Raw genomic sequence first — 25,261 nt, forward strand, 5'->3', positions numbered from 1 at the left:
TCACCATGTCCGTTCTGACCCTGCCCGAACTGCGTGAGCTGCTCATCGATGCCGCCGGCGCGACAGACGCCGGCGACACGGACGGATTCGGCGACCAGGCGTTCGACGAGCTCGGCTACGACTCGCTGGCCCTGATGCAGTCCGCCGCCGTGCTCAAGCGCCGCCACGGCGTCGAGATTCCGGAGGACGTCCTCGGCACGCTCACCACACCGAACGAGATGCTCGCGTTCGTCAACTCGGCGCGGTCCGTGGGATGAATCCACCCGACCGGAACGTCGGGTTCATGTTCCCCGGCCAGGGAGCCCAGTTCCCCGGTATGGCGGCCGGTCTCTACGACGTCAATGGCCCGTTCACCGTTGTGATGGACCGTGTGTTCGACCTGCTCGGTGTGCACGGACGACGGCTGCGAAGGATCTGGCTATCGGGGAAGGACATCGATGGGTTCGACGACGCGTCGGTCGCCCAGCCGCTGCTGTTTGGAACGAACTGCGCCTCGGCGGCTTCCCTGATCGCCCGCGGTCTGCAACCGACGGTGCTGATCGGGCACAGCGTCGGGGAGGTCGCTGCCGCGCATGTGGCCGGGGTGTTTGACCTGGAGACGGGGCTGTCGTGGATCGACCGGCTGATCGCCTGGTCGGCCCGCGTCCCGGCGGGTGGGATGCTCGCGGTAGCCGCCTCAGTCGACGATGTCGCGCCACACCTGCGCGGCTCGGTCGTTGTCGGCGCCGTCAACGCGCGGCGCCAGCTGTTGCTCGCGGGAGCCGATCGCGACCTCGACGACGTACGTGCTGCCCTCACCGACGCCGGATTCACCAGCTTCCGCGCGCGGGCCCGACAGCCCTTCCACAGCCCCGCGATGTGGATCCCGGATGTCCCCCCACTCGCCCGCGCCACGTTGCACGCACCTCGCACACGGTTGTGGTCGTGCTACGCCCAGCAACCACTCGACGACGGCCGCGCCCGGGACCCGTCATTCTGGGCCGGGCAGCCCGCCGAACCGGTGTATTTCGGACCGACCCTGGACCGGCTGCTCGACACGGACGGGCCGATCCACCTCGTCGAGGCCGGACCGGGGTCCAGCCTGTGCGGCATAGCCCGCCGGACTCGGCAGGTCGCGCATGGCTTCTCGGCGGCGACGGCGGCGCTGCCCGGTCCCGACGCGGCCGCCAACCGGGCTGCGCAGGATGCCGTTGTTGAGCAACTGGCCGCTGGGCTCGCTCGGTGACCGGTTCCGACCGGGATGTCGAAGCGGCTCACGACCACACGACGGGAAATCTCTCTGGCCCCCGCACCAGCGACCCGGTCCTCCAGGTCATTCCGGAGCCTTCCGCGGGCCGCAGCCGCGGCATTCGGACACGCAGACTATCCAGCCCGACCTGAAGCTGCAGCCGGGCCAGCGGCGCCCCGAGGCAGTGATGGTCGCCGTAGCCGAACGCAAGGTGCGGGACGCGCGCACGCTGTGGGTCGAGACGCTGTGGACATTGGAACACCGCTGGGTCGCGGTTGGCGGACGTTGTGACGGCGAAGACGGCCGCACCGGCGCGCACCGAAACCCCTCCGACGACGACATCCTCATGCGCCACCCGACACCGCGTACCTCCCGCACCGAGCGGGACGAAGCGCATCAGTTCCTCCACGGTCCGACGCACCGCGGCGCCCCCCTCCCCCAGCCGGTGCAACCCACCGGCCCGCAGCAGCACGAACACCGAGTTCGCTAGTTGCGCACCGGTCGTTTCGTGGCCCGCCAGCAGCAGGTCTGATGCGAGGGCGATCGCCTCGGCGCGAGTCAGCCGCCCGGCGTGGGCAAGCGTGCTCAACACGTCGTCCCGCGGGCGCGCGGCCCGGTCCGAGAGGAGCCCGTCGAACAGGCCGAGCATCTCCCTGTGGGCCCTCTCCCGATCGGCCGGCTGAGCCCCGGACGTCGACAACAGCGCCGCGGACCAGCGCGCCAAATCGGCCCGATCCACAGGCGGGACCCCGAGCACCTCGCAGATCACCGCGACCGGCAGCGGAACTGCGAAAGACGCGACGAGATCGGCAGGCTCGCCGGACGCCTCGATGTCATCGAGCAGTCCAGCGACGATCTGCTCGACACGTGGGCGCAGCCGTCGCATGCGACGGGCGGTGAAGGAGCCCTGCACCGCACCCCGCACACGGCGGTGGTCCGGCGGATCGAGGGACTGCAGAAGCCCCTCGCTACCCGGTTCCGGCAGCAGCCGCGGGACGTCGGGCTGTGATGTCGCGGCCCGTCCGAAGCGCCGGTCCCCCAGCACGAACCGGACGTCCGAATGACGTGTCACCAGCCATGCGTGGCCGCCGTACGGCAGCTCCACCCCGTGGGCGCGTGCGCTTTCGCGCAGGTCAGCGTACTCGGGCTCCTCCTCGTTCTCCGGAGGCTGGGCGAATGGGAAAGGCGTGAGTTCCACGACGGCTCCTTGATCGTGCGATCGACCGGCGGCGCGGCTAAAGTATATCGATGGAACCACATTGACTTAGTGATCCTACGACGCGAGGCGACGACGCATGCGGGACGGCACCTCACGAGAACCCGGCTCCAAAACCTGGTCCACGCAGCGCACCCCGGCGGCGGCCTGGCTGATCACGGCGGTGGCATGTGCCGCGGAGTTCATGGTCGTACTGGATGCGTCCGTGGTGAACGTGGCGCTCCCAGCGATCCAGGAGGAGCTACGGTTCTCTCCGGCTGGCCTGCAGTGGGTGGTGACGAGCTACGCCCTCGTCTTCGCCGGATTCCTGCTGCTGGGCGGCCGGTTGGCCGATCTGTACGGGCTCCGACGCATGCTCCTGGCGGGGCTCGCAATATTCGTCGTCGCGAGCGTCGTAGGCGGGCTGGCCGTGACGGCGGACACTCTGATCGCGGCCCGCGCCGCACAGGCACTGGGCGCGGCGGTGCTGGCACCGACCAGTCTAACGATCCTGACCACAACGTTCCCCGAGGGCCCGCGACGGGTTCGCGCGCTGGCGACGTGGACGGCACTCGCCTCAGCCGCGGGCGCTGCGGGCAGTCTGCTCGGCGGCATCCTGACCGAGTTCCTGACGTGGCGGGCCACACTCCTGGTCAACCTCCCGATCGGGGCCATCGCGTTCATCGCAGCAGCTCGGACCCTGCCGGCCGGGAATGCGTCTGTGGATGGTCAGCGTCTCGACGTGCCCGGAGCCGTGGCCGCGACCGTATCGATGACGGCATTGACCTTCGCTGTCTCCGGCGCGGAGACCAGGGGCTGGGCCTCCCCGGTCACCCTCGCCGCCCTGAGCGTCGCCGCACTGGCGCTGACACTGTTCGTGGCCCACGAAGGATGGTGGTCGTCGTCACCGCTGATACCACTGCGACTGTTCGCCCTACGCTCGATCTCGGCGGGCAACGTCGCGATCGTGCTGGCGGGCGCTTGCTTGATGCCTATGTGGTACTTCCTGTCTCTCTACATGCAGCAGGGACTCGGGCTCTCCGCAGGCATGGCCGGTCTGGGATTTCTGCCGCACACCGTCATCACTGTGCTCGTCGGCGCCCAGATCGCTCCACGGGTGATGCGAAGGGTCCCGGAACGGACCGTTCTGTTCGCGGGCGCACTGCTGGCCGCCGCCGGGTTCTGGTGGCAGAGCCGAGTCGGAGTCACCGACACATATTGGACCGGCGTGCTCGGCCCGGCAATCGTGATGTCGACAGGAACCGGCTTGATCAACACGCCGCTAAGCACGCTCGTCACGTCCGGAGTCACCGACCGGGACGCAGGTGCTGCATCGGGCCTAATGAATACGACGAAGCAGGTGGGCGGCGCCGTCGGACTCGCCACTATTGCCACTATTGCGACAGCGTCCGCATACAGTGCGTCAGGCCCGGTCATTAACGGTTCCGTCCTGAGTACTGCGACTGCATTCGAATGCATGACCGCTCTGATGGTCGGCGTCGCGGCGCTCGCCGCACTTCTACCCGCGGCTCGAACGGCGACTCGCCGAAAATCCAATAACTGATCCGTTGCGCCTCTGCAACTGACTTCTCATCCATGGAGCATCAGGTGTCGAAGGCGATGACCCCGCCGCAAGGGCCATTGCCCCCAAACCAGGATCCAGCCAATGCAACGAAGTTGTGTTCGACGTCACACCGTAACGCGGAGACCTCGCATACTTGCGCGGTGACTCGACGTGATCGAAATTCGGGGGTCCGGCCCATTACCTAGGTGTAAGCTATCGCAAAACAGCTATTGCGGCCGCGTCAAGGGCCCCTCAGGCGGGATGCGGCAATAACGGTTACCGACAGTGAGCGCGACGATTGGGGCGCCGTTGCCCGTTCGCTCTAGTGACATCCACTCGCCGTTCCGCACAGACTCGGAAGCATGCCAGGCCGAGTGTCCGACCGAGATGAATCGCCGAAGTCATCCAAGCCTTTCATCGCGTCGGATGGGCGCGCTCCAAGCGAAAAGAGTCTCAGTTTGAACGCGGCATCGAAAGAGCTAGATATTCGCATTCTCAACACAACAGAAGTGGAGTACGCTGGCCGGATAGGTACTCCCGAAGCACCGAAGTACCGCCAGGTCCTGGCGCTACTCGCCTTCCGCGTCGGTACGACCGTCTCAATTGAGAGCATGATCGATGAACTGTGGCCGTCGAATCCTCCTCGAACCGCAGTTACTACTACTCAGACCTACATCTACGGGCTCCGCAAAATCGTAGACAAGCTCGCTGACAAACCGCTCGGGAAGCAAGTTATCGCCACACGGAGACCTGGGTATATTTTGTGCTTAGAACGAGAAAGCATTGATATCCACAGATTTCGCGACAAGCTCGGAACTGCCCGCAGTTTAGCGGCTCAAGATGCACAACAGGCGCTGCGCGAGTATGATCAAATACTTTCCTGTACGCCGACGGTGCCGCTGTCAGACATCGCCCTCGGTCCCGTTCTCATCAGTTACGCCGACGAAATCCGCGAGGTCATCTTGTCGGCGCGACATGAGAGAATCGAGCTGGCACTGAAGGCTGGCGATCCGAACATGATGCTCCCCGAACTCCGACTACTCACTGCAACCTTCCCTCTGCGCGAGAACTTTGCTCGCTCCCTCATGCAGGCATTGGCCGCGACCAATCGCCGCGCCGAGGCGCTACAGGTTTTTCATGAGGTCCGGACCGTTCTGAACCGTGACCTTGGTATCGAGCCGTGTCACGAGCTCCGCGCTCTGCAGGAGAAGGTGCTTCGCGGCAACTCTCGCTGATTGTTGCGGTGGCGCATCCTGACACATGGGGCTACCCACATATCGAGTTGGCGCAGTTGACCGAGCTAGCCCGGACTCTTCACGGGCTGTGCCGGTGATCTCCGACCCCAACTGAAGAAAGTGCCTCGTGACCAGGTAAGACAGCGGGTGTCGAAGCCCTGTCCGCCATGGTCGAGGAGGCACTTTCCGAGTGCAGACTACAAGCACGCGCCCACCGGTCATCGTGACCGCCGACGGCGCTGGGGTGGTGTCGCACGTCGGGTCGCGTCTGCTGGCCGATGTCGCCGACCGGACCACGTTGGCCAGTGAGCCTTTTTCAACCTGACCAGCGAGCTTCTGCGTCAGGAGATCGCGAAGGTTGCAGCGCAACTGCTCTGACCACAGCTGCACAGGTCACCGGCTCGCCAGCTCGGCGTCTGCACCCACACAACCAGGCCCCTGAGCTGCCGGAACGGCAGGTTGAAAAGGGCTCAGTGAACTCTCGACCGCGCTCGCACCGCTGCGACGAGCTCGGGCGCGTCATGATCCGGGGCGGGTGCTGGTCGATCTGGCCGTCGCGGTCGCCGACGGGGCCACGAGGATCTGCGAGATCGCGGTCCTGGCCGATCAGGGCGCGGTGTTCGGGTCGGTGGCATCGGACTCGACCTGCTGGCGACTGCTCGACAAGCTCGACGAGCGCCGGTTGTCCTCGATCGCGGCGGGGCGGGCGCGGGCCCGGGAGGTGGTCTGGGCCCAGCACGCCGACGTCGATGGTCGCGCGTTTCCCGCGGCTCGGGTCGCCGGCCGCGACCTGCGCCGGCACGGCCGGGACGTGCTGGTGATCGATCTCGACGCCACGATCGTCATCGCCCACAGCGAGAAGGAACAGGCCACGCCCACGTTCAAGAAGACGTTCGGGTATCACCCGATGCTGGCGTTCTGCGACAACACCGGCGAGTTCCTCGCCGCCCGCTTGCGCCGCGGGAACGCCGGTGCGAACACCGCCGCGGATCACATCAGCGTGCTCGACGACGCGCTCGCCCAGATCCCTGACGCGTTCCGTCACGGGCACCCGATCCTGGTCCGCACCGACACCGCGGGCGCCACGAAAGCCTTCCTCGCCCACATCCGAGCGCAACAAGACACAGCGGTGAGCTGTGAGTTCTCCGTCGGCTGGGCCGTCACCGACCGCGAACGCACCGTGATCAGCCTGGTCCCGAAGACGGTGTGGGCCGAGGCGGTCGACGCTGACGGCGGGCACCGTGACGGCGCCGGGCTGGCCGAGATCACCGGCTTGCTCCCCGCCTCCGCGTTGGTCGACTACCCGGCCGGGACCCGCGTTGTCGTCCGTCGTGAACGGCCGCATCCCGGCGCGCAGCTCGATGCGTTCGAGGAGCGTGACGGCTGGCGCTACACCGCGTTCGCCACCGACACCCGCGTCGGGCAGCTCGCCTTCCTCGACGCCCGCCACCGCGCCCACGCCCGGGTCGAGGACCGGATCCGCTGCGGCAAGGACACCGGCCTCAACCACTTCCCGTCCCGGTCCTTCGCCGTCAACGCGGCGTGGTTGACCGTGGTCATGCTCGCGGTCGACCTGATCACCTGGACCCAGCGCCTGCTTCTCGACGGCGACCTGGCGAAGGTCGAGCCGAAGGCGTTGCGCTACCGGTTGTTGCACACCGCCGCGCGGATCACCCGCGGGCAACGCCGAGTCTGGGTCCGCATCCAACGGTCCTGGCCCTGGGCGGTCGATCTCGCCCGCGCGTTCGCGCGGCTGTGCGCGTTGCCTGTTCCTGCTGGTTGATCTCCGAAGCCCGACACGACGAGCGGCGGGAGCTCCCGGCAGAACGCGCAGGCCGGCCCCTTCGCCATGCCCACCCATCGAACGAACCGGACCGGATCCGCCGCCAGCCGATCACGCGGTCAATCCGCAGCTCCGTGAATCACCAGGGCTAGGACGTGTCTCCTAATCTGGTCGCTCGGGACTGCGGGATGATCGTCGGGTGTCGCGGCGAGCTGTCCTGAACGATGCCCAGTGGGCGAGGCTCGAGCCGTTGTTGCCGACCTCGGACGGTCTGCCGGGTCGCCCGTTCGCCGATCACCGCCGGGTGGTCGAGGGGATCATCTATCGGTTCCGCTGCGGGCTGGCCTGGCGTGACGTTCCGACCGAGTTCGGGCCCTGGCAGACGTTGTGGAAGCGGCATCGCCGCTACTGCGGTGACGGCACCTGGGATCGGGTTCGTGCAGCTCTGCTGGCCGATGCCGACTCCGCGGGGCTGGTGGACTGGGCGGTGTCGGTGGACTCGTCGATCATTCGTGCTCATCAGCACGCCGCGACCCTCAAGCGGGACACAGGGGGCAGGATCGAACTACAAGAATCTGCGCGTGGAGCCCGACGATCACGCACTCGGTCGGTCCCGCGGCGGGCTCGGCACGAAGATCCACCAGCTCGTTGACGGCCACGGCCGTCCGCTGGTCGTACTCGTCGGTCCCGGCCAGGCCGGCGACGCCCCGATGTTCCTGCACCTGATGCGTCATCTGCGTATCGACCGGGTCGGCCCCGGTCGTCCGCGGACTCGCCCGGAGCGGGTCCGCGCAGACAAGGCCTACTCCTCGCGTGCGATCCGCCGGCATCTGCGTGAGCGCGGGATCGTCGCGGTCATTCCCGAGCCTGCTGACCAGCAAGGGCATCGGAAACGGTGATGGTGCTCTCTGAAATGGGCCAGTCTCGCTACCTGAACTTCCTCAGTTGATGAGTCCGTGCGGCGCGTCGTTTGCGCTGCTCAGTGCCCTTTCGGGCCACGGTTCGGTGATCACCGGATCGTCGGGCTGGAGGGTGGATGCTCTCGCTGGAGGAAGATGTGGAAGTACATGCGCTGCACGCGCGGGGCTGGTCGGTCTCGGCGATCGCCCGGCATCTGGGGCGTGACCGCAAGACGATCCGCCGGTATCTGTCCGGGCAGGTCGTCCCGGGACGACGACGTGCGGCGGGTCCGGATCCGTTCGCTCCGTTCGTCGCCTACTGCCGGGCTCGGCTGGGCGATGATCCGCACCTGTGGGCGGTGACGCTGCTCGACGAGCTGGCCGAGCTCGGCTACGAGGGCGGGTACTCGACCTTCACCCGGGCGTTGCGCCGCTACGGGCTGCGCCCGCACTGCGAGCCGTGTCAGGCCACCCGGGGACGCGACGTCGCGATCATCGCCCACCCGCCGGGCGAGGAGACCCAGTGGGACTGGCTGGAGCTGCCCGACCCGCCGGCGGACTGGGGGTGTCGTCGGTTCGTAGAACCTGACCCCGCGCGGGTACCGGGAACTTTGACCCCCTCCCGCCATGGGGACTGTAAGAACATCGGTGTAACTCCGATCAAGGAGTGTGGACCCGATGACAGGCCAGGCAGCGGAGCCGGTGACCGACCTCGACGCCGCGCTCGACGGTGACGGGGTGGGAGAGCTCGATCCGGTCGATGAGCAGTTGATCGCTCAGCTCGCCGGTCGTGCCCGTGTGAACGGGCTCGACCTCACCGGGGCGAACGGGCTGCTCGCGCAGCTGACCAAGCGGGTTCTGGAGTCCGCCCTCGAGGGTGAGATCACCGACCACCTCGGTTATGAAGCCCACGACCCGGCCGGGCGCGACGGGAAGAACTCCCGCAACGGTCACCGGTCGAAGACGGTGTTGACCGAGGCTGGACCGGTCGAGGTCGAGGTCCCCCGTGACCGGGACGGCTCGTTCACACCGAAGATCGTGGCCAAACGCCAGCGGCGGTTGTCCGGGGTGGATGAGATGGTGCTGTCGCTCTCGGCGAAGGGCCTGACCACCGGTGAGGTCCAGGCTCACCTCGCCGAGGTCTACGGCGCCCAGGTCTCGCGGCAGACGATCTCCACGATCACCGACAAGGTCCTCGACGCCATGGCCGACTGGCAGAGCCGGCCCCTCGACCCGGTGTATCCGGTGTATCCGGTGTAACTCTGGCTGTTGAGGGCTATCGGCGTCCGGCGGACAGGCGTCCGTCGAAGGCCATGTCGAAGGCGTTGAGGGCTGGTTTCCAACGGATCGACCAGCGGCGTTGTCCTGCTCCGGTGGGATCGAGACTCATGATCGCCATGTAGACGCATTTGAGGGCGGCGGTCTCGTTCGGGAAGTGCCCGCGGGCCTTGACCGCCCGTCTGATCCGGGCGTTCACGCCCAGATGGCGTTGGTGGTGCAGATGATCGTGCGGATCTCTACGTCGAAGGCGAGGAACGGCACGAGTTCGGCCCAGGCGCTGTCCCAGAGCCGCACGATCGCCGGGTAGCGCTCGCCCCATGCCTGGCGGAACTCGGCGAACCGTTCGGTGGCCGCGGCCTCGGTCGGTGCGGTGTAGACCGGTCGCAGCGCTCGGGCGATGGCGTCGTAGTGCTGGCGGCCGGCGTAGCGGAAGCTGTTGCGCAGCAGGTGCACGACACAGGTCTGGGTGATCGCAGCGGGCCATGTCTGCTCGATCGCGTCGGGCAGTCCTTTGAGCCCGTCACAGACGACCATGAGCACGTCGGCGACGCCGCGGTTACGGATCTCGGTGAGCACGTGCAGCCAGTACTTCGCGCCCTCACCTGCGGTGTTCGGGTCACCGGCCCACAGCCCGAGGATCTCGCGGCGTCCCTCGCAGGTGACGGCGAGCGCCACGTAGATGGGCCGGTTGGCGACCTTCCCGTCGCGGATCTTCACATGAATCGCGTCGATGAAGACCACCGGAAACTTGACAGTCCCTCAACGGCGAGGTTCGCGCGGCGGTCGACCACCCGCGTTCGACCGTGTCGACTACCGCGGCCGCAACGTCGTCGAGCGCGGGTTCTGTGACGTCAAACAGTGGCGCGGCCTGGCGACCCGCTACGACAAACTCGCCCTGACCTTCCGTGGCGGAGTCGTGCTGAAGGCGATCATCACCTGGCTAAGGGCATTAGGAGACACGCCCTAGGTGCCCACCGCTCTGCGCGCGGCCCGTCCACCCGGGTCCGGTGTGTCACCGATGGCAGGATGACGCAATCGTGGGAGAGATCGTGCGGGTCGCATGCTGCGACCGAGACTGGGTGGGCGCAGACCGCGCGCACTGCTGTCGCCGCTTCGACGGCTGCGGGCAGGTGTTCGACGACGCCGCACTATGGGACGCCCACCGCCCTACCGGCACCTGCCTAACCCCGGCCACTCTCGGACTGACCCAGACCAAGAACGGCATCTGGCGACGCCCCTGAGGGGCAGGCCGTCCGCGATGAGCGCGTCCTGTTTGTCAGGGGCGTAGTTCATCTCGCGGACCGTACACCTACCGCGGGATGGGAGTCCCCCGCTGCGCCGTCTCGTGAAGCTTCGTGCCCTCGCACGGGTGGATCTATATTAGCAGATCTACTAGCCTCCTCTGTATCGAAGAATGGATACAGATGATGCCTGCTTACGGGCGGCGGCGGCTGTCGTCGATCGGTGTTCTGGTGGGGACTCTCGTGGTCGTCGCAGCTGTGCTTCCCGCAGGGACGTCCGGCTCGACGGTGACCCGCACCGCGGGGTCCAGCGCCGAGAGTCGTCCGGTGTCGGCGGCGGCTGTGGCCCGGGTGGCGGGTCCGCTCGATGACCTGGGTGTCCCGGATCCGCTGGTGTCGGGCTCCGGTGAGCGGATCACCAGTGCGCGGGCCTGGGAGCAGCAGCGTCCGGAGCTGCTCGCGGCGTTCGAGGAGAACGTCTACGGCACGACCTTGCCTACGCCGGCGAAGACGACGTACTCCGAGGCCGGCGGCGGAGGCGGCTCGGCGAAGAAGGTCACCATCACAGTGACCGGCCCGCAGGGGGACGCGAGCTTCACGCTGCGGCTGTTCACGCCGACGTCGGGCACGCCGAAGGGCACGTTCCTGCTGATCGACCACCGCGGCTCGGTCGGGGATGATCCCGGCTCGGGCGGCTACGCCCCCGCCGCGACGATCACCGGGGCCGGGTACGCCCTGGCCGCGCTCAACGCCGAGGAGATCGCCCCCGACGACGCCGGCTCCTACCGCAACGGCGTGATCAACGCCTTCTACCCGCCCAGCCAGGACCTGCCCGCCGACGCCGGGCGCACGATCAGCGCCTGGGCGTGGGGCGCAAGCCGGGCGATGGACTACCTGCAGACCGACGACGCCACCAGCACAGGCATCGACCCGGGCAAAGTCGCGGTGATCGGGCACTCCCGCGGTGGGAAGGCCGCGCTGTGGGCCGGCGCTCAAGATCCGCGGTTTCCGGTGGTGATCTCGAACAACTCCGGCTCCACCGGCGCGAAGCTCGCCCGCCGCGACTCGGCTGGGGAGTCGATCTCGGCGATCAACTCCCAGTTCCCGCACTGGTTCCCCGAGACCTACAAGCGCTACGACGGCAACGCCGACGCCCTGCCGGTGGACCAGAACGAGCTGCTCGCGCTGATCGCGCCGGGCCGGGTCGTGGTCGCCTCGGCCGCCGACGACGGCAACGCCGACCCCCAGGGCGAGTTCCTGTCCTACCTCGGTGCCGCCCCGGTCTATGAGCTCTACGGGCTCGGGGAGACCGGCCTGTCGTCCGCGACCTGGCCGCCGGCCACGGGGAAGGGCTTCCGCGGCCCGGGCATGAGCTACCACCTGCGATCCGGGGGACACGGCCTTGAAGACGCCGACTGGGACATCTACCTCGGTAGCGACCTGTTCACCCGCTAGACCACAGCGGCGGGGCCGGGGTGCTGCGGCCGCGGCGCTCGTGGTCGCGGCCGTGCTGGCAGGCTGCACCGCGACGCCCCCCGCCGGGCCGCTGGTGCTCGACGGTCGAACCGGCCAGGACAGGGCCGTGACCGCGTCGACGGCTCCGCTGCTGGTCAACGAGTACTTCGCTGTGGGAGCCGCGAGTCCACCGAGCCCGGAACGGCGACCGGACTACCGCGCCCCGGCGCAGCAGGCCGCGAGCCCCACCGCCGGATGAGGGGGCGTCAGAAGCGTCCGTTCGACCCTTCTAACTCTGCTCGTCGACAAGATCTTGCTGCGAGTACACAACGCCCTGAGCGATAACTCGATGTGGCCGGTGTAGACAATCGAGGTCATTGAGCGGGTTGCCCGCTACGATCAGCAGATCGGCCGCCAGCCCTGCCTTCAGATCCCCTGTCTTATGGCCGATTCCGAGAGCCTCGGCCGCTCCTGTTGTGACCATGTCGATGATATCGCGACGAGCGAAGCCCAGCTCTTCATACAACTCCATGCTCAGTTTTAGCTGATCGAACTCGGTTCCGGGCACTCCAGAGTCTGTTCCGATCAGGATTCGAACATCATTCTCCGCCATCCAAGTGAGCTGGCTGCCGAACTTGTAGTCTGGGGTTGTGACGTACTTTGCTATGTCGCGCCAGACAGCGGGGGTAGTGTCGCCAGCGGCCGTTTTCTGCTGGGCCATCTTTCGGACGGCTTCTTCATTCTGGTCCCTCTGGCCAGGACCCGACCGCCATCCGCAGTGCTCGATGGTGGATACCCCTGCTTCAATGCACCGAACGATTGGCTCGGTGCCGTGAGCGTGAGCTGCCACTTGCAGCCCGTACCGTGAAGCATGCTCAACGGCAACCCGGATTAGCTCAGTGGAGTATTGCGCGTCGAACGGGGTGGGTCCCTCTGACGTCACATACCCACCACCCGCCATGATCTTGATTAGGTCTACATCACCGGCCGCACAGTCAATTGCAGACCGAATCTCCGCCGCCGAGTCCGCGATACCGCCCAGGTACCAGCAGTGTCCACCTGTGATCGTGAGCGGGGTCCCCGCGGAGAGCACTGTGGGCCGCACGCTGTCAGCGTCTGCAGTCGAGTCGCGGAACCTCGCGACGTATCCACCGGCGTCCCCGAGGTCTCGGACTGTGGTGCATCCGGCTCGCAGGCAGCTCCGTGCGTTGGCCCGGATCAGGGCTCGTACGTCGTCGGGCGCGCCTGAACACAACGTGTCGAACGATGACTTACTGCAATCGCCACCGAGATGGACGTGGCTGTTGATGAGCCCGGGCATGATACTGTGCCCAGGGAAGCGTGAGACGGTCGCCTCGGGATCTGCCGCGATGAGCTCGTTTGCGCTGCCGATCGCGTCGATCCGGCCCTGCGAGACACGCACCGCATCCCCACCTTCGGGACGCTCCCGCCCTCGCGAGATGAGCCGGTCCGCTACAACGATTTTCGCCATTGAGGCATTCATCCTTACTTAGCTTCGCTCTTCACAGCCTGAGTGGATAGTATCTGCAGAACTCGGTATCGCCGGAGCCATTCCGACACCTCTACAAGGGCCACTGTTTCGCCCGTCCGTGCCCGCTCGGGGAGATCACTAGGCATGTTCCGGAGCTGATCGACAGCGACCGAAACATCAGGCCGATCGTCTGCAGTGAAGCCAGCGAGCACGTTGTAGAGTCGCGCGTATCCATCGCTACAGCGCTGCTCGCGCAGCTCACACGAGAGGCGAGACGGCAAGCTCCACACCCGCCTTCTGACTTCGCTGCTGTCCCCGCCGCCGAGGGGTACACCTGGCCGAACCAGTTCCGGGTAAAGCGATCGGACGACTCGATCCAGAGGCGCGAGCCGCGCATAGGAGTAAATCTGCGCACCACGGTGCAGAAGTAGCCTGAAGTCAGCGGCGGCACCGGGGTAGAAAACCGCGAGGAGCATCGCCAACACGGACACCCGGATCGCAACCAGGCCTCCGGACCACATGTTTATAGACACAGAACCAGAGCCGAAGAGGGCCTGCGTGTAATACGAGACTCGCGCGCCCAACAAGATGAGATAGACACCGCAGCCCACCGCGAGCGAAATTGCAACAACAAGGAAATCCCAAGCCTGTTTTTGGTAGAGCGTAACACTGTCCCGGGTAGCCCAGTATACTTGCGTAATACAAGCGTATACGAGATATACACTTACAGATATGAAGAACACCAGCACCGCTGGGTCCTGAATATCACGACTCGTGAAGCTCAGTTCGAACGGCGCCGTAACGAACAGCGGCACGATCAGGATGACCAGTACGGTCGCGGTCAGCGCTATGATTTCGACGTATCGGCGTTGCCGCGGTCTGTATTCGGCAATGTTACGAAAGTAGAACAGCTGCATCGACGCGAAAGCGCCGACAATGACGAGATTGCGCACGATGCCGGCTGCGTGAGATCCCAGAACTTCGTCAACCCATTTAGAAAAATCCGGCCGGTTGAGTAGGACCATCACGCCGAGGCCGGCGCTGAAAAGCACTGAAGCCCAGGGATCTGGCGAGTGGGGCGCCCTCAATGCATGGAGCAGCCTCCACATGAAAACGACTCCGCATGCCACTGCCAGGAAGTACGACATCTCTCTCATACTCCCTGTCCGCCGAGAGCTCGCCCAAGAGCACTGCCTGTTCGCCCTAGGTCGTCCCACTCGGCGCGGATGGGCAGCTTGGACCAGCTTGACAGAATCGCTCCGAGCGTTTCTGCTTCCCACTCGGATCGCTGGTCGTAGTGCGACCCAATTGGGTCATCATCCTGATTGACAAGGAGGGATCCGCACAACAGTGGCATGCCGGTCTCGCCAACGAGAAGATGACCAAGCACAATATGCGCGACCTCGTGATAGATCGTGTAGTTCTGACGCTCTTCTGACAGGTCAGTAAGGTATGTAATGAGGTACTTGTCGGGAAATGGTAAGACGCAGCCGAAAGAGCGGACGGAAGGAAGGCTCCTGCCGACCAGCTCGATCGGGTGACCGAGACGTCTCGCCAGACGCGCACACAGCTCGGTGGGCGAAGGGGTGCGGCGACACCCCAAGTCGCGCAGGAGCTCTCGGGCCCGGCTACGGAGTTGACGCTCGTTCATCGAGTTCTGTCCCCGTCCAGTCGTCCTGCTACCCCTGACGCGTGATCTTAGCCCTCCGACCCGATTTCGTGGGCGCGAGGGGCGACGCTGCTTGTCACGTCGACGAGGAGTTCCAATGCGGCAACACGATCAAATTCACGCATATACGCTCGACACATGCGAAACGCAGAAACGCCCATTTTTTCCAACTGCGCCAGCAGTAGACGAGTCTCGGACTCGAACCGGGGCTGCGTCAAATCGAAATAGCGCTGAGGCCCGCCGATGTAGCGGAGTACTACATCCACCGCATCCACGGACGGTGTCGTGTTCACCGTCCCCGGATTGAGGAGCGACGATAGAATAAGCTCAGCGTCATTCAACTCTTTGCCGCCTCTCAGGCTAGACCGTATGGAGGCCGGCGCCTCCGCTCGTAAGTTGGCGCGGGTCGCCGTCGTTGGGTGACGGTGCCGCATTTACGGGGAGGCGCCGGTGTCGGGCGAGGGTACGTGGGTCGGGTTGGACGTCCATGCGCGATCAGTGATCGGTTGCGCGATCGAGGAGAGTGCAGCTGAGATCCGGACGCAGCGGATCGGGGCGCGGACTGAGCAGATCGTGGAGTGGGTGCGTGCGCAGCCCGGTCCGGTGATGGCCTGCTACGAGGCCGGCCCGACCGGATTCGGGCTGGCGCGGGCGCTGCGGGCCGCGGGTGTGGCCTGCGAGGTCGTGGCGCCGTCGAAGATCGAGCGACCGTCCGGGGACAAGGTCAAGACCGACCGGCGCGACGCGGAGCGGCTGGCGCGGTTGCTGCGGATCGGTGAGGTCCCCGGGGTGCGGGTCCCGACCGAGGCCGAAGAAGCCGCCCGGGACCTGGTCCGGGCTCGCGAGGACTGCCGCAGCGACCTGATGCGGGCCCGCCACCGTCTCTCCAAGCTGCTGCTGCGCCAGGGCCTGGTCTGGGACAACACCGCCTGGACCGCCGCGCACGAGGTCTGGCTGCGCAGTCACCACTTCGACCGGCGCGGTGTCCAGCTCGCCTTCGACGAGGCCCTGGATGCGGTGTTCACCGTCCATGCCCGCCGGGCTCGGCTCGACGCTGCGATCGTCGAGATGGCCGCCAGCGACCCGGTGTTGGCCGGGCCGGTCGGGCGGCTGTCGTGTCTGCGGGGCGTCTCGACGCTGACCGCGACCGGGCTGTGCGTCGAGGTCGCCGACTGGCACCGGTTCACCGGCGCCACCATCGGCTCCTACCTCGGGCTGGTGCCCTCGGAGTTCTCCTCCGGGTCGCGGCGGGTCCAGGGCGGGATCACCAAGACCGGTAACTCGCATGCCCGGCGGCTGCTGGTCGAAGCGGCCTGGCACCACCGCCGCCCGCTGCGCCCGAGCCGGGAACGGGCCCGACGCGCCGATGGGCAACCCGCCGTGGTCCGCGACCGCGCCGACGCCGGGAACCGGCGCCTGCACCAGCGCTGGACCCGCTTGGACCACCGCAACAAGCGACCGACCGTGGCTGTCGTCGCGGTCGCCCGCGAGCTCGCCGGCTGGTGCTGGAGCCTGGCCACCCTCGAGGAAACGGCCGCAGCGAGAACCGGCTGAGCCTCTGGCTCGGCCGCCACAGACCCCGGCGGGAGTCGGGAGAGGATGCAGGCAGCGCGAGGAGCGACCCGCGATACAGCTATGAGCAGCTCAGCCCCGATCAGCTCGGGACGAGGCGACGCTCGCCCCTAGACTCGCGGAACGCTCCCGACGAACACCCGGTCATGCGGTGACCAACCCGCGTATATCAGTCTGACCGCGCGTCGAGCCGACACGCCTCCACCCACCCGGCCCCGTCGGGCCCACAACCGCCCTGAGCAGCCCCGATACCAGATATCGAGGGGCCGATCACCCCTGCCCACTTGACAGAAGTGACCTCCATATCAGCTGTGAGGTGTACGCCGAGCGTTACCCAATACGGTGGACCATCGCCCTCCATGGGTACACGAAACAGTGCGAGCAATCGACGCATACGGGTCTCGACACTATCCGGCTCGTTCCGCGAAGATTCCGTTCGGGCCATCATCTCAGTATCTTTCCGACGTTTCGACACCTCTCTACTTGTTTGAGGTGCCTCGACCTGGTAGGTCTCCCTTCTTACCCGTGGTCTGCTCGTACACGATCTGGGTAATGAAGTCGGCGACCGCGTGGCGTTGCTCGGGATCGAGGCCAGCAACCCTTGCCGCGATGTCTGTCACTTGTGCCTCACGAAGGGCACGCCGTAGACGAATCTCTGCCATCACGTCACGGACAGCGTCAGGGTCGCCGTGTAAGAAGCCAACGCGGACTGCGAAAAATCGCGCCAGCCCGTCGATAACCCGCATGGTGGGGTTCGTCTTGATACCCCGTCGCAACTCCGAAAGATGCGATGCCGACAGTTCGTATCCGCGCTGGCGCAGCCAGCTGATCACCTCTTGCCCGGTGTACTCCGGCCGGTCGCCATGCTCAGGTGCTATCGACGCGAACAGGTAGTTGATGCGTTCAGCCAACGAACCGAGCGCGGGATTCTCCTCGTGAGACTCGGACATCCGCGTCCCCCTTCTCCTCTGGCCTGCTGCGCAGCGTAGCCGGTGAGACGTCGCCCGCCAGGGCCATCGTCGCCTCGGACGTTCGTCGCTCCTCGCACTAGCGAATCTTGCCGCAGCGCTGTTTCGCTGATATGCATGTCAGGTGTTACCTTCCGACCCCGCTCTACCGGCACCGTCGCTGCCATCATCGGCGCTGCTCAGGTGCGGTGCATCCTCAGCGACACAGCAGGTTCAGGGTGCGTCGACGACAGCTCAGCCTGATCTTGTACGTGGACGCCACACCGTAGTGGTCACACGTCTTTCGCTCACGCGAATCGATCTCCATCTAGTTGCCAGGTTCTGCCGGACCACCGCACCAAGCTGCGGGAGTTCTCCGATCCTGACCGAGCCCGAGGCGAGGTGCACGATGCCGGACGAGGCCCTGCCCGCCCTCCTCCACACCAGCGAACCAGCGCAGGGAGCCAGGCCGACCGCCGCCGCGCTTCCTGCGAATGAGGATGCGCCCGCCGCCGAAGCCCGAGGTGTCGAGGCACTACTTCCCCGCAGCGCCGTTGACGGAGCGGCCCCGAAGGAGGCCGCACTGCTTGCGCGTGAGCGCCGCGCACCCTCGCTTCGACCGCAAGGTCCGGCGGAGCGGCAACTGTCGCCCCCGCGGCGCGAGTCGCCTCCTGGACTGACATCTGCGGTTGCTCAGCCGGCGTCGCAGCAGAACGGAGGTACGGCCCAGCTGATCAGCAGGCTGGAGGGCGAGCTGACATCGCTGTCCAGCGCAGCCGTCCACGCGCTGACCTCGATTCAACAGACGTTCGATGCGAAAGGTACCGGTGCCGCGGAGCCAGGGGGCGAGAGCACGGAACGGTGGCTGAGTCTCGCCGCGGAGGCACTCGAGTCGGCACTCACGGCCCATCAGGCGCTCCAAGCACGCGCCGCGGTCACTCAGGAGGAGCGGTGAGCCTGTTCGCTGTTCTGCATCTGCCGCAGGTCGTCGACGATCCGGGCGAGGGACCGACGGGTCTCGGGGCGCAGCTCGCTGATGCCGCTGACCAGTGCGACGAGGTCGGGGTCGCGCAACTTCGCGAGCAGCTCGTGTTCGCTGTCGGTGAGGGCGGGATGCGGGTCGTCGAGCAGGTAGGAGACCGAAACCTTGAAGTAGGTGGCCAGGGCTTCGATGGTGCTTCGGCGTGGGTTGGTGTTGCGTCCTCGCATCATCGTGTTCAGCGTGGCGCGCGAGACCTGCCCGCCCACGGCTTCGATCCCCTCGACGATCTCGTCGAGGTAGAGAGCACGGGTGCTACCGGGCGGGCGGGCGAGGTGGTTCAGCTTCTCGGCCAGCGTCCGCGGCGCGTCGCCGACGCGAGGCTCGTCTGCCACCAGTCACCTCCGTACGAACGCGCCGACCCCGTGGTCGTGGCACGGGACGCTGTGACGCTAGCGGCGCCCAACGCCGGATCCCAGCCGGGGCGCCCACCCGCAGGTTAGGAACCGGATCTCGCACACGATTGGTTGACCAGCTGTCGCTCCGCGCGGATAGTTGCGTCTCGCAGTCTCGTATTCCAGATCCAGGGATTATTCTGATCTACTTTTATGGAGGAAGTGTTCGTCATGGCACCGACGTCTCGGCGGCACCGCGCAGGGCGGTGGGTGTGATGCCGATCCGGTCCCGTCCCGCACCGGCTCCCAGCGCGCCGTGGCGCACTGCCCCCGGGTTGGGCTCCGACGGAGCCGCTGCACCAGCCGACAGGACCTCGGGCATCGATGCCGTCGACGGCGGAAGCAAGTCGGACGACCACCGCGGCCACGGCGCGGCCAACGCACCCGCTCCTGCCCTGTTCCGACCGCCGCCTCACAATTCCGCTCCGCCTGCCGCCACCGACCGCGAGGCCGCGCGGGCGCGAGAGGAGGAGGTGGAACCGCCACCGGCGCCGGAGCAGCCCGCCGACGTCGACACCGCCGCCGCCGGTTCTGAGCCCGCCGGTGCGCTCGCGCGATCCCAGGTGCGGCTGGACACCGACCTCCCCCGCGAGCGGGTCCCACCTCGCCGTACTCGCGCCGCTGCGGCCGACGCCTCCGTGACGCGCTACACCGCTGGCCAGGACTCCTTCTCCCGTTCGGTGCGATCCCTGGAGCCGATCTCGGACCTGGAGGCGGCGAGCTTCGCGGGACGGTTCGCCACCGATTTCCAGTCGTTCGACGAGGACGTCCCGAGCCGTCGGGCAGAGGTACTGCGGCCTCTGCTCGCTGACCCCCAGGCCTGCACCTGGGGGTGGTCGGGCGCGGGCAGGCAGCGCGCCGACTCACCACTGCCGGGCCGGCTCTACCGGCCCGGCGACACGGTGGTGTTCGTCGAGGTGATCGTGCGGGTCACCACGTACGCGCGCGCCTGCCCGCCTCCCGAGACCCCGCGCCACGCCGGGTCCGCAGAGGTGAACGTGCCCGGGCTGCTCGGCCCCTCGTGCGCCCCGCCCGAGGCGGACCCGGCGTGGACGGCGGTCGAGGCGAACTGGGTCCGGATGACGGTTCCCGTCACCCGCGACGACGAGGGCCACCTGGTCGTCGACCCGCACCTGCGCCCCACCGATTCCTCCTGACCCCCACCAAGAGGTAGCTGCTGATGTCCTCCTCCAACGGCCACAACAAGACCCCCGCCGCCCCGTCCTGGCTGGACGCGGGCGCTGGATGGGCCGCCCCGACCGCCGGGCACGACGGGGCACAGGTCCCCGCGACCGAGCCCCCGGCCGCTCAGGAGAGCGCGTCGGCGAACTGGCCGAGCAGCTCGCCGTCTCGCCCGGTGCCCGCACCGGAGCCCTTCCTTGCCGAGTCACCGCTGACGACCGTGGAGCCGGGCGGCCCGGCGGCGCCGTCATCGTCGGCGCCGTCCCCGTCAGGTCCGGCCCCAGTGGCACCTCCCCCCGCCCCGGGTCATCGGGGCCCGGTTGCCTCGGAGGATCCGCAGGCGTTCCGCCCGGCCTGGGACGAGCAGACCGGCGTGCTGTCGGGCGTGGTCCGCGAGCGGCGGGCCCGTCCGCAGCAGGGATGGCGCCACGTCGCCTACCAGCTGACCGGCGGCCGCTGGAACCCCGGACTGTCCGAGGCCGAGGCCCGGCTGCGCGATCAGCTGCAGAAGATCCGCACCCCGCTGCCCGGCCCGCACAGCGTCGTCGTCGGCTCGATCAAGGGCGGGATCGGCAAGACCACCGTCTCCGCGCTGCTCGGGCTCGCGCTCGCGGAGTACCGCGGGGACCGGGTCATCGCGATGGACGCCAACCCCGACGCCGGCACCCTGGGCGACCGCCTCGTCGGCGAGACCCTGGCCGCGAAGACCACCGTGCGCGACCTGCTCTACGCCCTGGACGAGATCCGCGCCCACACCGACCTGGCCGGCTACACCCATCTCGCCGGGCGCCTGCAGGTTCTGACCTCCGAGCAGGAGCCCGAGCTGTCGGAGACGTTCTCCGCGGGCGACTACGAGGCCGCGCTGCGGCTGCTGGCCCGCTACTACAACGCGATCATCACCGATTCCGGAACCGGGATCGTGCACTCGGCGATGCAGGGCAGCCTGCGCCACGCCGACTCGCTGGTCATCGTCGGTGCCCCGACCAACGACGGCGCCTCCCGCGCCGCTCGCACCTTCCGCTGGCTGGCCGCCAACGGATACCGCCACCTCACCGAGGACGCGGTGGTGGTGCTGTCCTACGACCGCCACAGCCCCGACATCGACGACCGCGTCATCCGCGACTTCTTCGCCGAACGGTGCCGCGCGGTGATCGTCCTTCCCCCGGACCCGCACCTGCAGGCCGGCGGGATCATCGACTTCGACGCCCTCACCCCCGCCGCGCGCGACGCCGCGCTCGAGCTCGCCGCGACCGTCGCCGAGGGCTTCCAGGGCCGGCGCACCCACGGGCTGGCCAGCCACGGGTTCCGCACCCCGCCGACCGACCCCGGTGGTCCCCGGTGATCAGCCCGCAGCTGGTGGTGGGCGCCGCGCTGGCGCTCACCACCACCCTGACCGCGTCCGGGCTCGTCCCGGCCGCCGCCCCCGAGGGCGGGGTGGAGTGCGGGTGGCGGATCACCGCGGTGCACGTGCTTGCCGAGCTCACTGGCGACACCTCCGCGCGGGCGGAGAAGCTGCGCCGAGCCCTGCTCGACGTGGGCGCGAACAAGCCCGGCTTCATCCCGGCCCAGTGCTACGAGCCTGGCACCGGCAACTCCAGCGGGTCCGGCTCCGGCGGGTCGGGTGGGTCCGGCAACGACTCCAGCGACACCGGTACGGCCCCGAGCACAGGCAACGGCTCGGGCAGCAACGACTCCGGAGGCAACGGCTCCGGAGGCAACGGCTCCAGAGGCAACGGCTCCGACCCGGGGAACAGCTCTGGCGGCGGGACGGGCTCGGGCGGCGGAGCTGCCAGCAAGTGCAAGACCACCGCGGCGGACACGCTCGGCTGGGGCGAGCCGAAGGTGGCTGATGAGTTCGAGGGCACCTCGATCTCCGGGGACTGGAACGCCTACGACGGGCCCGGCCACGGCGGCAACGGCCGCCGGACCCCGGACGCGATCAGCGTCGCCGACGGGCAGCTGACCATCACCGGCTCGGAGAACGGCGACGCCGGCGGAATGGCCTGGTCGCCCCACAGCCAGCAGTACGGGCGCTGGGAGGGCTGCGCCCAGTCCCTACCCGGGGCCGGGTCGCTGCACACCCTGTTCCTGCTCTGGCCCACCGCGGAGAACTGGCCCGAGGGCGGCGAGGTCGACTTCATGGAGATCTCCGACGGGACCCGGCAGAAGGTCGAGGGGTTCCTGCACTACGGCTCGGACAACTCCCAGACCCAGGGCTCGGTGCAGGTCGACGCCACCCAGTGGCACGCCTTCGCCGTCGAGTGGACCCCCGACAAGATCACCTACCTCGTCGACGGCAAGCCCTGGTTCACCGACGACGACACCTCCCACAACCCGCCCGGGCCGATGCACCTGACCATCCAGCTCGACTACTTCGGCGGCGACGCCTCAGGCGGCGCGGCGATGCACGTCGACTGGGTCCGCCAGTACGAGCTCACCGACGGCGGGGTGGGCGCGGGTGTCGACATCTCCGCGGGCCAGGACGGCGTCAACGCAGGGGCAGACCTGACCACAGGCGGCAACAGCGGCTCGGACAGCGGCGGCCGGGACAGCGGTCGCGGTGCCGGCGAAGACAGCGGCGACACCGGCAGCGGCGACACCGGCAGCGGCGATTCCGGCGGCGGTGAATCGCGCGGGAGCGGCTGATCAACAAACCGACCTTCCCGACCTGGTTGTGAGTCAGCCCCCGGATCACACGACAGAGGACCTGTGACATGCCCCGAAACCGCAAGCCCCGCCCCTCCTGGGCAGAGCACCTGCCCCCGTCCTCACAAGGTCCGGCCGCCCGCCGCGCCGCGGTCGCGGTCCTGACCGCCGGAGCGCTGGTCGGGGTGACCGCGTTCTCTCTCAGCCCGCTCCCGGCCGAACTCGGTCTGGCTGCGCTGGGCTGCAACGAGGGCAAGGCCGCCCGCACCCTCGCCGCCGCCCGCGAGACCCGCACCCAGACCCGCGCATTACTTGCCGACCTCGCCGTCAGCGACGACACCCGCGCCCAGGGCCTGGCCCGCGAGATCGCCGGTCTCGGCTTCACCCCCGCGACCCAGCCCGCCGGCTGGCGGCAGAAGGCCGTCGACGTCTCCGACCAGCTCAACACCCTCGACCCCGCCGACCCGCACCTCCGTCAGGTCGCGGCCCGTCTGGCCCGGGCCGGCCTGGGCCCGACCCCGGCCGACATGCTGCCCACCCAGCCCCCACCACCAGAGCCCGGCCCGATCGGCGAGCTCGGCCAGACCCTCGGTGGGGCCGCGGACGGAGCGGTCGACGCCGTCACCGGCGCCGGAGACGCGCTCGACAAGGCCACCGCGCCCAAGCCCGCCGCGGACAGCTCGAAGACCAGCCGAGGACCGGCGGCGCCCAACCCGCGCCGTCAGGCCGAGCCCCCGCTGCCCGAGACCTGCGTCAGCCACGCCGAAGCCACCACCGCCCCCGCCGCGGCGGCACCAGCAGCACCAGCAGCACGGCCGGCACCGCAGAAGCCGGCCCCGGATCCGGCCCCAGCAGCACCGGCGGTGCCGGCAGCGCCGAGGTCGTCTGCCGCCGAACCGACACCGACTCCCGAGCCCAGCAGCACGTCCTCGGGCGACGCCGCTGCCCAGCCCGACACCGGCAGCTCGACCGGGTCCGATGAGCCCCCGACCAGCGACACCGACGACAGCGGCGACCCGACCAGCAGCACCTCCAATGGCTCCTCCGGAATCGACTCAGACTCGGGTAGCTCGTCCAGCTCGACGTCGAGCAGCAGCAGCGGCAGCGGCGGATCCGGTGAGGATCTGGAGAAGGCGCGCATCGCGATCCAGCTGGTCGGGGAGCTGATGCAGGCCCTGGGTGCCAGCCCCGACGCCGGCGCAGGGGACCTGCGGACCTCGATCCTGGGGGCGCTCGACCGCGACAAGCTCGAGAAGCTCGGCGCAGACCCCGCGGACCTGGACAAGATCGACCAGCTCGGCGACCTCACCACCCCGGGCGGGGGCTCCCCCGACTCATCCGGCTCGTCCGGACCGGACTCGTCGGAGCCGGACTCGCCGACGGAGACCACCGGCAGCGATCCGACCGGCAGCGACTCCTCCAGCAGCCCTGACTCCTCCAGCTCGTCCACCGGCTCGGGCTCCGATTCGTCTGACGGCTCTGCGGGTAGCGGGACCAGCCCGGGGTCGACGCAGCAGCCCTCGACCGAGTCCGCAGGCGACGGTAGCGCCGGCGACGCCTGGGAGGTGGGCGCGGAGAAGCTGGCCGAGCAGGTTCACCAGGCCGCCGACGCCGACCCGCTGGCCGAGCAGCTGGCCGAGAAGCTCGACGCCGCGGGGATCGGCTCGCAGAACGGGACCGGCAGCTCCAGCTCCAGCTCCAGCAGCGTCAGCCCGGACAGCGGCTCCGCCCAACCCGATGAGCAGGACGCGGGGCAGGGCAGCTCGGACAGCGCGGAGCAGCCCTCCACCGGAGGTGGGGACAGCAGCGCTGACGGGGATAGCAGCGCTGGCGCGGATAGCACCGGGCCTGGCTCCGGCGGGTCGCAGGAGGGCTCGGGTGCTGCGCAGCAGCCGCAGGCCGGCGAGCCCATCCAGCGTCCCGGCGCCACCGGCAGCAACAACACCGACACCGACACCGGCGCTGGCCAGTCGAACGGCGGCCAGGGCCAGGACGACACGACGTCGTCCGGCGACGAGGCTCGCGGTGACGGTCCGGACGGTGCCCCCTCGGGTGGGCAGGACCGGACCGGCGATGCCGGGTCGGCTGACGGGCAGCAGCCCCGCGACCCGGAGAAGGCCCCCACGGCTGCCACGGACGGCGCCGCGGGCGACAGCACCCGGGCGGCGACCTGGGACCGGCTCGCGCAGTGCGAGTCCGGCGGTGACTGGGCGATCGACACCGGCAACGGCTACTCCGGCGGCCTGCAGTTCGACCAGGCCACCTGGGAGGCCTACGGCGGTACCGGATCGGCGCACGAGGCCGGCCGCGAGCAGCAGATCGCGGTCGCGGAGAAGGTCCGCGCCGATCGCGGCGGCTACTCGGCGTGGCCGGCGTGCTCGAAGAAGCTGGGACTGGCCTGAGCCATGACCAACCGCACGTGGCGCGCAGCGTCGAGG

General features: G+C 68.3%; 17 protein-coding genes and 6 pseudogenes. 17 read left to right on the forward strand and 6 right to left on the reverse strand.

Annotation, left to right across the window (positions count from 1 at the left end; genetic code table 11):
* Window positions 1-5: 5 nt before the first annotated feature.
* Window positions 6-257: an acyl carrier protein gene (locus tag AFB00_RS30995; RefSeq protein WP_068801049.1), complete on the forward strand. Its 252-nt coding sequence runs from the start codon at window positions 6-8 to the stop codon at window positions 255-257.
* On the forward strand, window positions 254-1,225 hold the full coding sequence (locus AFB00_RS31000) for an acyltransferase domain-containing protein (protein ID WP_068801050.1): 972 nt from the start codon (window positions 254-256) through the stop codon (window positions 1,223-1,225). Before AFB00_RS30995 ends, AFB00_RS31000 begins: the two co-directional genes overlap by 4 nt.
* A 28-nt stretch (window positions 1,226-1,253) precedes the next feature.
* Here the strand turns inward: AFB00_RS31000 and AFB00_RS31005 are convergent, their stop codons facing one another.
* A complete protein-coding gene (locus tag AFB00_RS31005) occupies window positions 1,254-2,426 on the reverse strand; it encodes a cytochrome P450 (protein WP_068801051.1) in 1,173 nt (390 codons plus the stop codon).
* A gap of 97 nt (window positions 2,427-2,523) precedes the next feature.
* Here AFB00_RS31005 and AFB00_RS31010 point away from each other — a divergent pair, with 97 nt between their 5' ends.
* The 6 genes and pseudogenes from AFB00_RS31010 to AFB00_RS31030 form a co-directional block, all read left to right on the forward strand.
* Entirely contained in the window at window positions 2,524-3,987 is a 1,464-nt protein-coding gene (locus AFB00_RS31010) for an MFS transporter (protein WP_068801052.1), read from the forward strand.
* A 374-nt stretch (window positions 3,988-4,361) separates the two neighbouring features.
* Window positions 4,362-5,222 carry an AfsR/SARP family transcriptional regulator gene (locus AFB00_RS32780; protein WP_197520034.1) on the forward strand — a complete coding sequence of 287 codons (861 nt, stop codon included), beginning with the start codon at window positions 4,362-4,364 and terminating at the stop codon, window positions 5,220-5,222.
* 190 nt (window positions 5,223-5,412) lie between these two features.
* A pseudogene (locus AFB00_RS31020) lies at window positions 5,413-7,005 on the forward strand (IS1380 family transposase).
* A gap of 199 nt (window positions 7,006-7,204) precedes the next feature.
* Window positions 7,205-7,901 (forward strand): annotated as a pseudogene (locus tag AFB00_RS35390) (IS5 family transposase); the annotation flags it as partial.
* 140 nt (window positions 7,902-8,041) lie between these two features.
* Window positions 8,042-8,470 (forward strand): annotated as a pseudogene (locus AFB00_RS32795) (helix-turn-helix domain-containing protein); the annotation flags it as partial.
* 112 nt (window positions 8,471-8,582) lie between these two features.
* Window positions 8,583-9,146: pseudogene (locus AFB00_RS31030) on the forward strand (transposase); the annotation flags it as partial.
* 34 nt (window positions 9,147-9,180) lie between these two features.
* Here the strand turns inward: AFB00_RS31030 and AFB00_RS31035 are convergent.
* Window positions 9,181-9,932, reverse strand: a pseudogene (locus AFB00_RS31035) (IS256 family transposase); the annotation flags it as partial.
* 16 nt (window positions 9,933-9,948) lie between these two features.
* Here AFB00_RS31035 and AFB00_RS32800 point away from each other — a divergent pair.
* The 4 genes and pseudogenes from AFB00_RS32800 to AFB00_RS35565 form a co-directional block, all read left to right on the forward strand.
* Window positions 9,949-10,152 (forward strand): annotated as a pseudogene (locus tag AFB00_RS32800) (transposase); the annotation flags it as partial.
* An 82-nt stretch (window positions 10,153-10,234) separates the two neighbouring features.
* Window positions 10,235-10,426 carry an FDXHR family putative zinc-binding protein gene (locus tag AFB00_RS36545; RefSeq protein ID WP_442965902.1) on the forward strand — a complete coding sequence of 64 codons (192 nt, stop codon included), beginning with the start codon at window positions 10,235-10,237 and terminating at the stop codon, window positions 10,424-10,426.
* Window positions 10,427-10,753: 327 nt separating this feature from the next.
* Window positions 10,754-11,881, forward strand: a complete 1,128-nt coding sequence (locus AFB00_RS31040) for a glucuronyl esterase domain-containing protein (protein WP_231974586.1) — start codon at window positions 10,754-10,756, stop codon at window positions 11,879-11,881.
* Window positions 11,882-12,008: 127 nt separating this feature from the next.
* Window positions 12,009-12,140, forward strand: a complete 132-nt coding sequence (locus AFB00_RS35565) for a hypothetical protein (RefSeq protein WP_257785268.1) — start codon at window positions 12,009-12,011, stop codon at window positions 12,138-12,140.
* Window positions 12,141-12,170: 30 nt separating this feature from the next.
* On the opposite strand, the gene AFB00_RS31050 is transcribed toward AFB00_RS35565, so the two are convergent.
* Together AFB00_RS31050 and AFB00_RS31055 are read right to left on the reverse strand one after the other, a co-directional pair.
* The gene (locus AFB00_RS31050) at window positions 12,171-13,304 is read right to left on the reverse strand and encodes an amidohydrolase family protein (RefSeq protein WP_197520038.1); all 1,134 of its coding nucleotides are present in this window, start codon (window positions 13,302-13,304) and stop codon (window positions 12,171-12,173) included.
* An 83-nt stretch (window positions 13,305-13,387) separates the two neighbouring features.
* Entirely contained in the window at window positions 13,388-14,521 is a 1,134-nt protein-coding gene (locus AFB00_RS31055; protein WP_156819938.1) for a hypothetical protein, read from the reverse strand.
* Between the two features lie 971 nt (window positions 14,522-15,492).
* On the opposite strand from AFB00_RS31055, the gene AFB00_RS31065 reads away from it, so the two are divergent.
* Window positions 15,493-16,596: an IS110 family transposase gene (locus tag AFB00_RS31065; RefSeq protein ID WP_197520039.1), complete on the forward strand. Its 1,104-nt coding sequence runs from the start codon at window positions 15,493-15,495 to the stop codon at window positions 16,594-16,596.
* Window positions 16,597-17,093: 497 nt separating this feature from the next.
* On the opposite strand, the gene AFB00_RS31070 is transcribed toward AFB00_RS31065, so the two are convergent.
* Window positions 17,094-17,564 (reverse strand): hypothetical protein, encoded by a 471-nt coding sequence (locus AFB00_RS31070; RefSeq protein WP_068801060.1) that lies wholly within the window; start codon window positions 17,562-17,564, stop codon window positions 17,094-17,096.
* A 936-nt stretch (window positions 17,565-18,500) separates the two neighbouring features.
* Window positions 18,501-18,935: a transcriptional regulator gene (locus AFB00_RS31075; RefSeq protein WP_068801061.1), complete on the reverse strand. Its 435-nt coding sequence runs from the start codon at window positions 18,933-18,935 to the stop codon at window positions 18,501-18,503.
* 533 nt (window positions 18,936-19,468) lie between these two features.
* Between AFB00_RS31075 and AFB00_RS31080 the strand changes: the two genes are divergently transcribed.
* The 4 genes from AFB00_RS31080 (at window position 19,469) to AFB00_RS35700 (ending at window position 25,225) form a co-directional block, all read left to right on the forward strand.
* Window positions 19,469-20,152: a hypothetical protein gene (locus tag AFB00_RS31080; protein ID WP_068801062.1), complete on the forward strand. Its 684-nt coding sequence runs from the start codon at window positions 19,469-19,471 to the stop codon at window positions 20,150-20,152.
* 23 nt (window positions 20,153-20,175) lie between these two features.
* Complete coding sequence (locus AFB00_RS31085; RefSeq protein WP_231974588.1) at window positions 20,176-21,519, forward strand: MinD/ParA family ATP-binding protein; 1,344 nt, start codon at window positions 20,176-20,178, stop codon at window positions 21,517-21,519.
* The gene (locus tag AFB00_RS35395; RefSeq protein WP_068801064.1) at window positions 21,516-22,823 is read left to right on the forward strand and encodes a glycoside hydrolase family 16 protein; all 1,308 of its coding nucleotides are present in this window, start codon (window positions 21,516-21,518) and stop codon (window positions 22,821-22,823) included. The genes AFB00_RS31085 and AFB00_RS35395 overlap by 4 nt, the downstream gene beginning before the upstream one ends.
* A 68-nt stretch (window positions 22,824-22,891) precedes the next feature.
* Entirely contained in the window at window positions 22,892-25,225 is a 2,334-nt protein-coding gene (locus AFB00_RS35700; RefSeq protein ID WP_068801065.1) for a transglycosylase family protein, read from the forward strand.
* The last annotated feature ends 36 nt before the right edge of the window (window positions 25,226-25,261 follow it).

Source organism: Pseudonocardia sp. HH130630-07, from assembly GCF_001698125.1.
Classification (GTDB): domain Bacteria; phylum Actinomycetota; class Actinomycetes; order Mycobacteriales; family Pseudonocardiaceae; genus Pseudonocardia.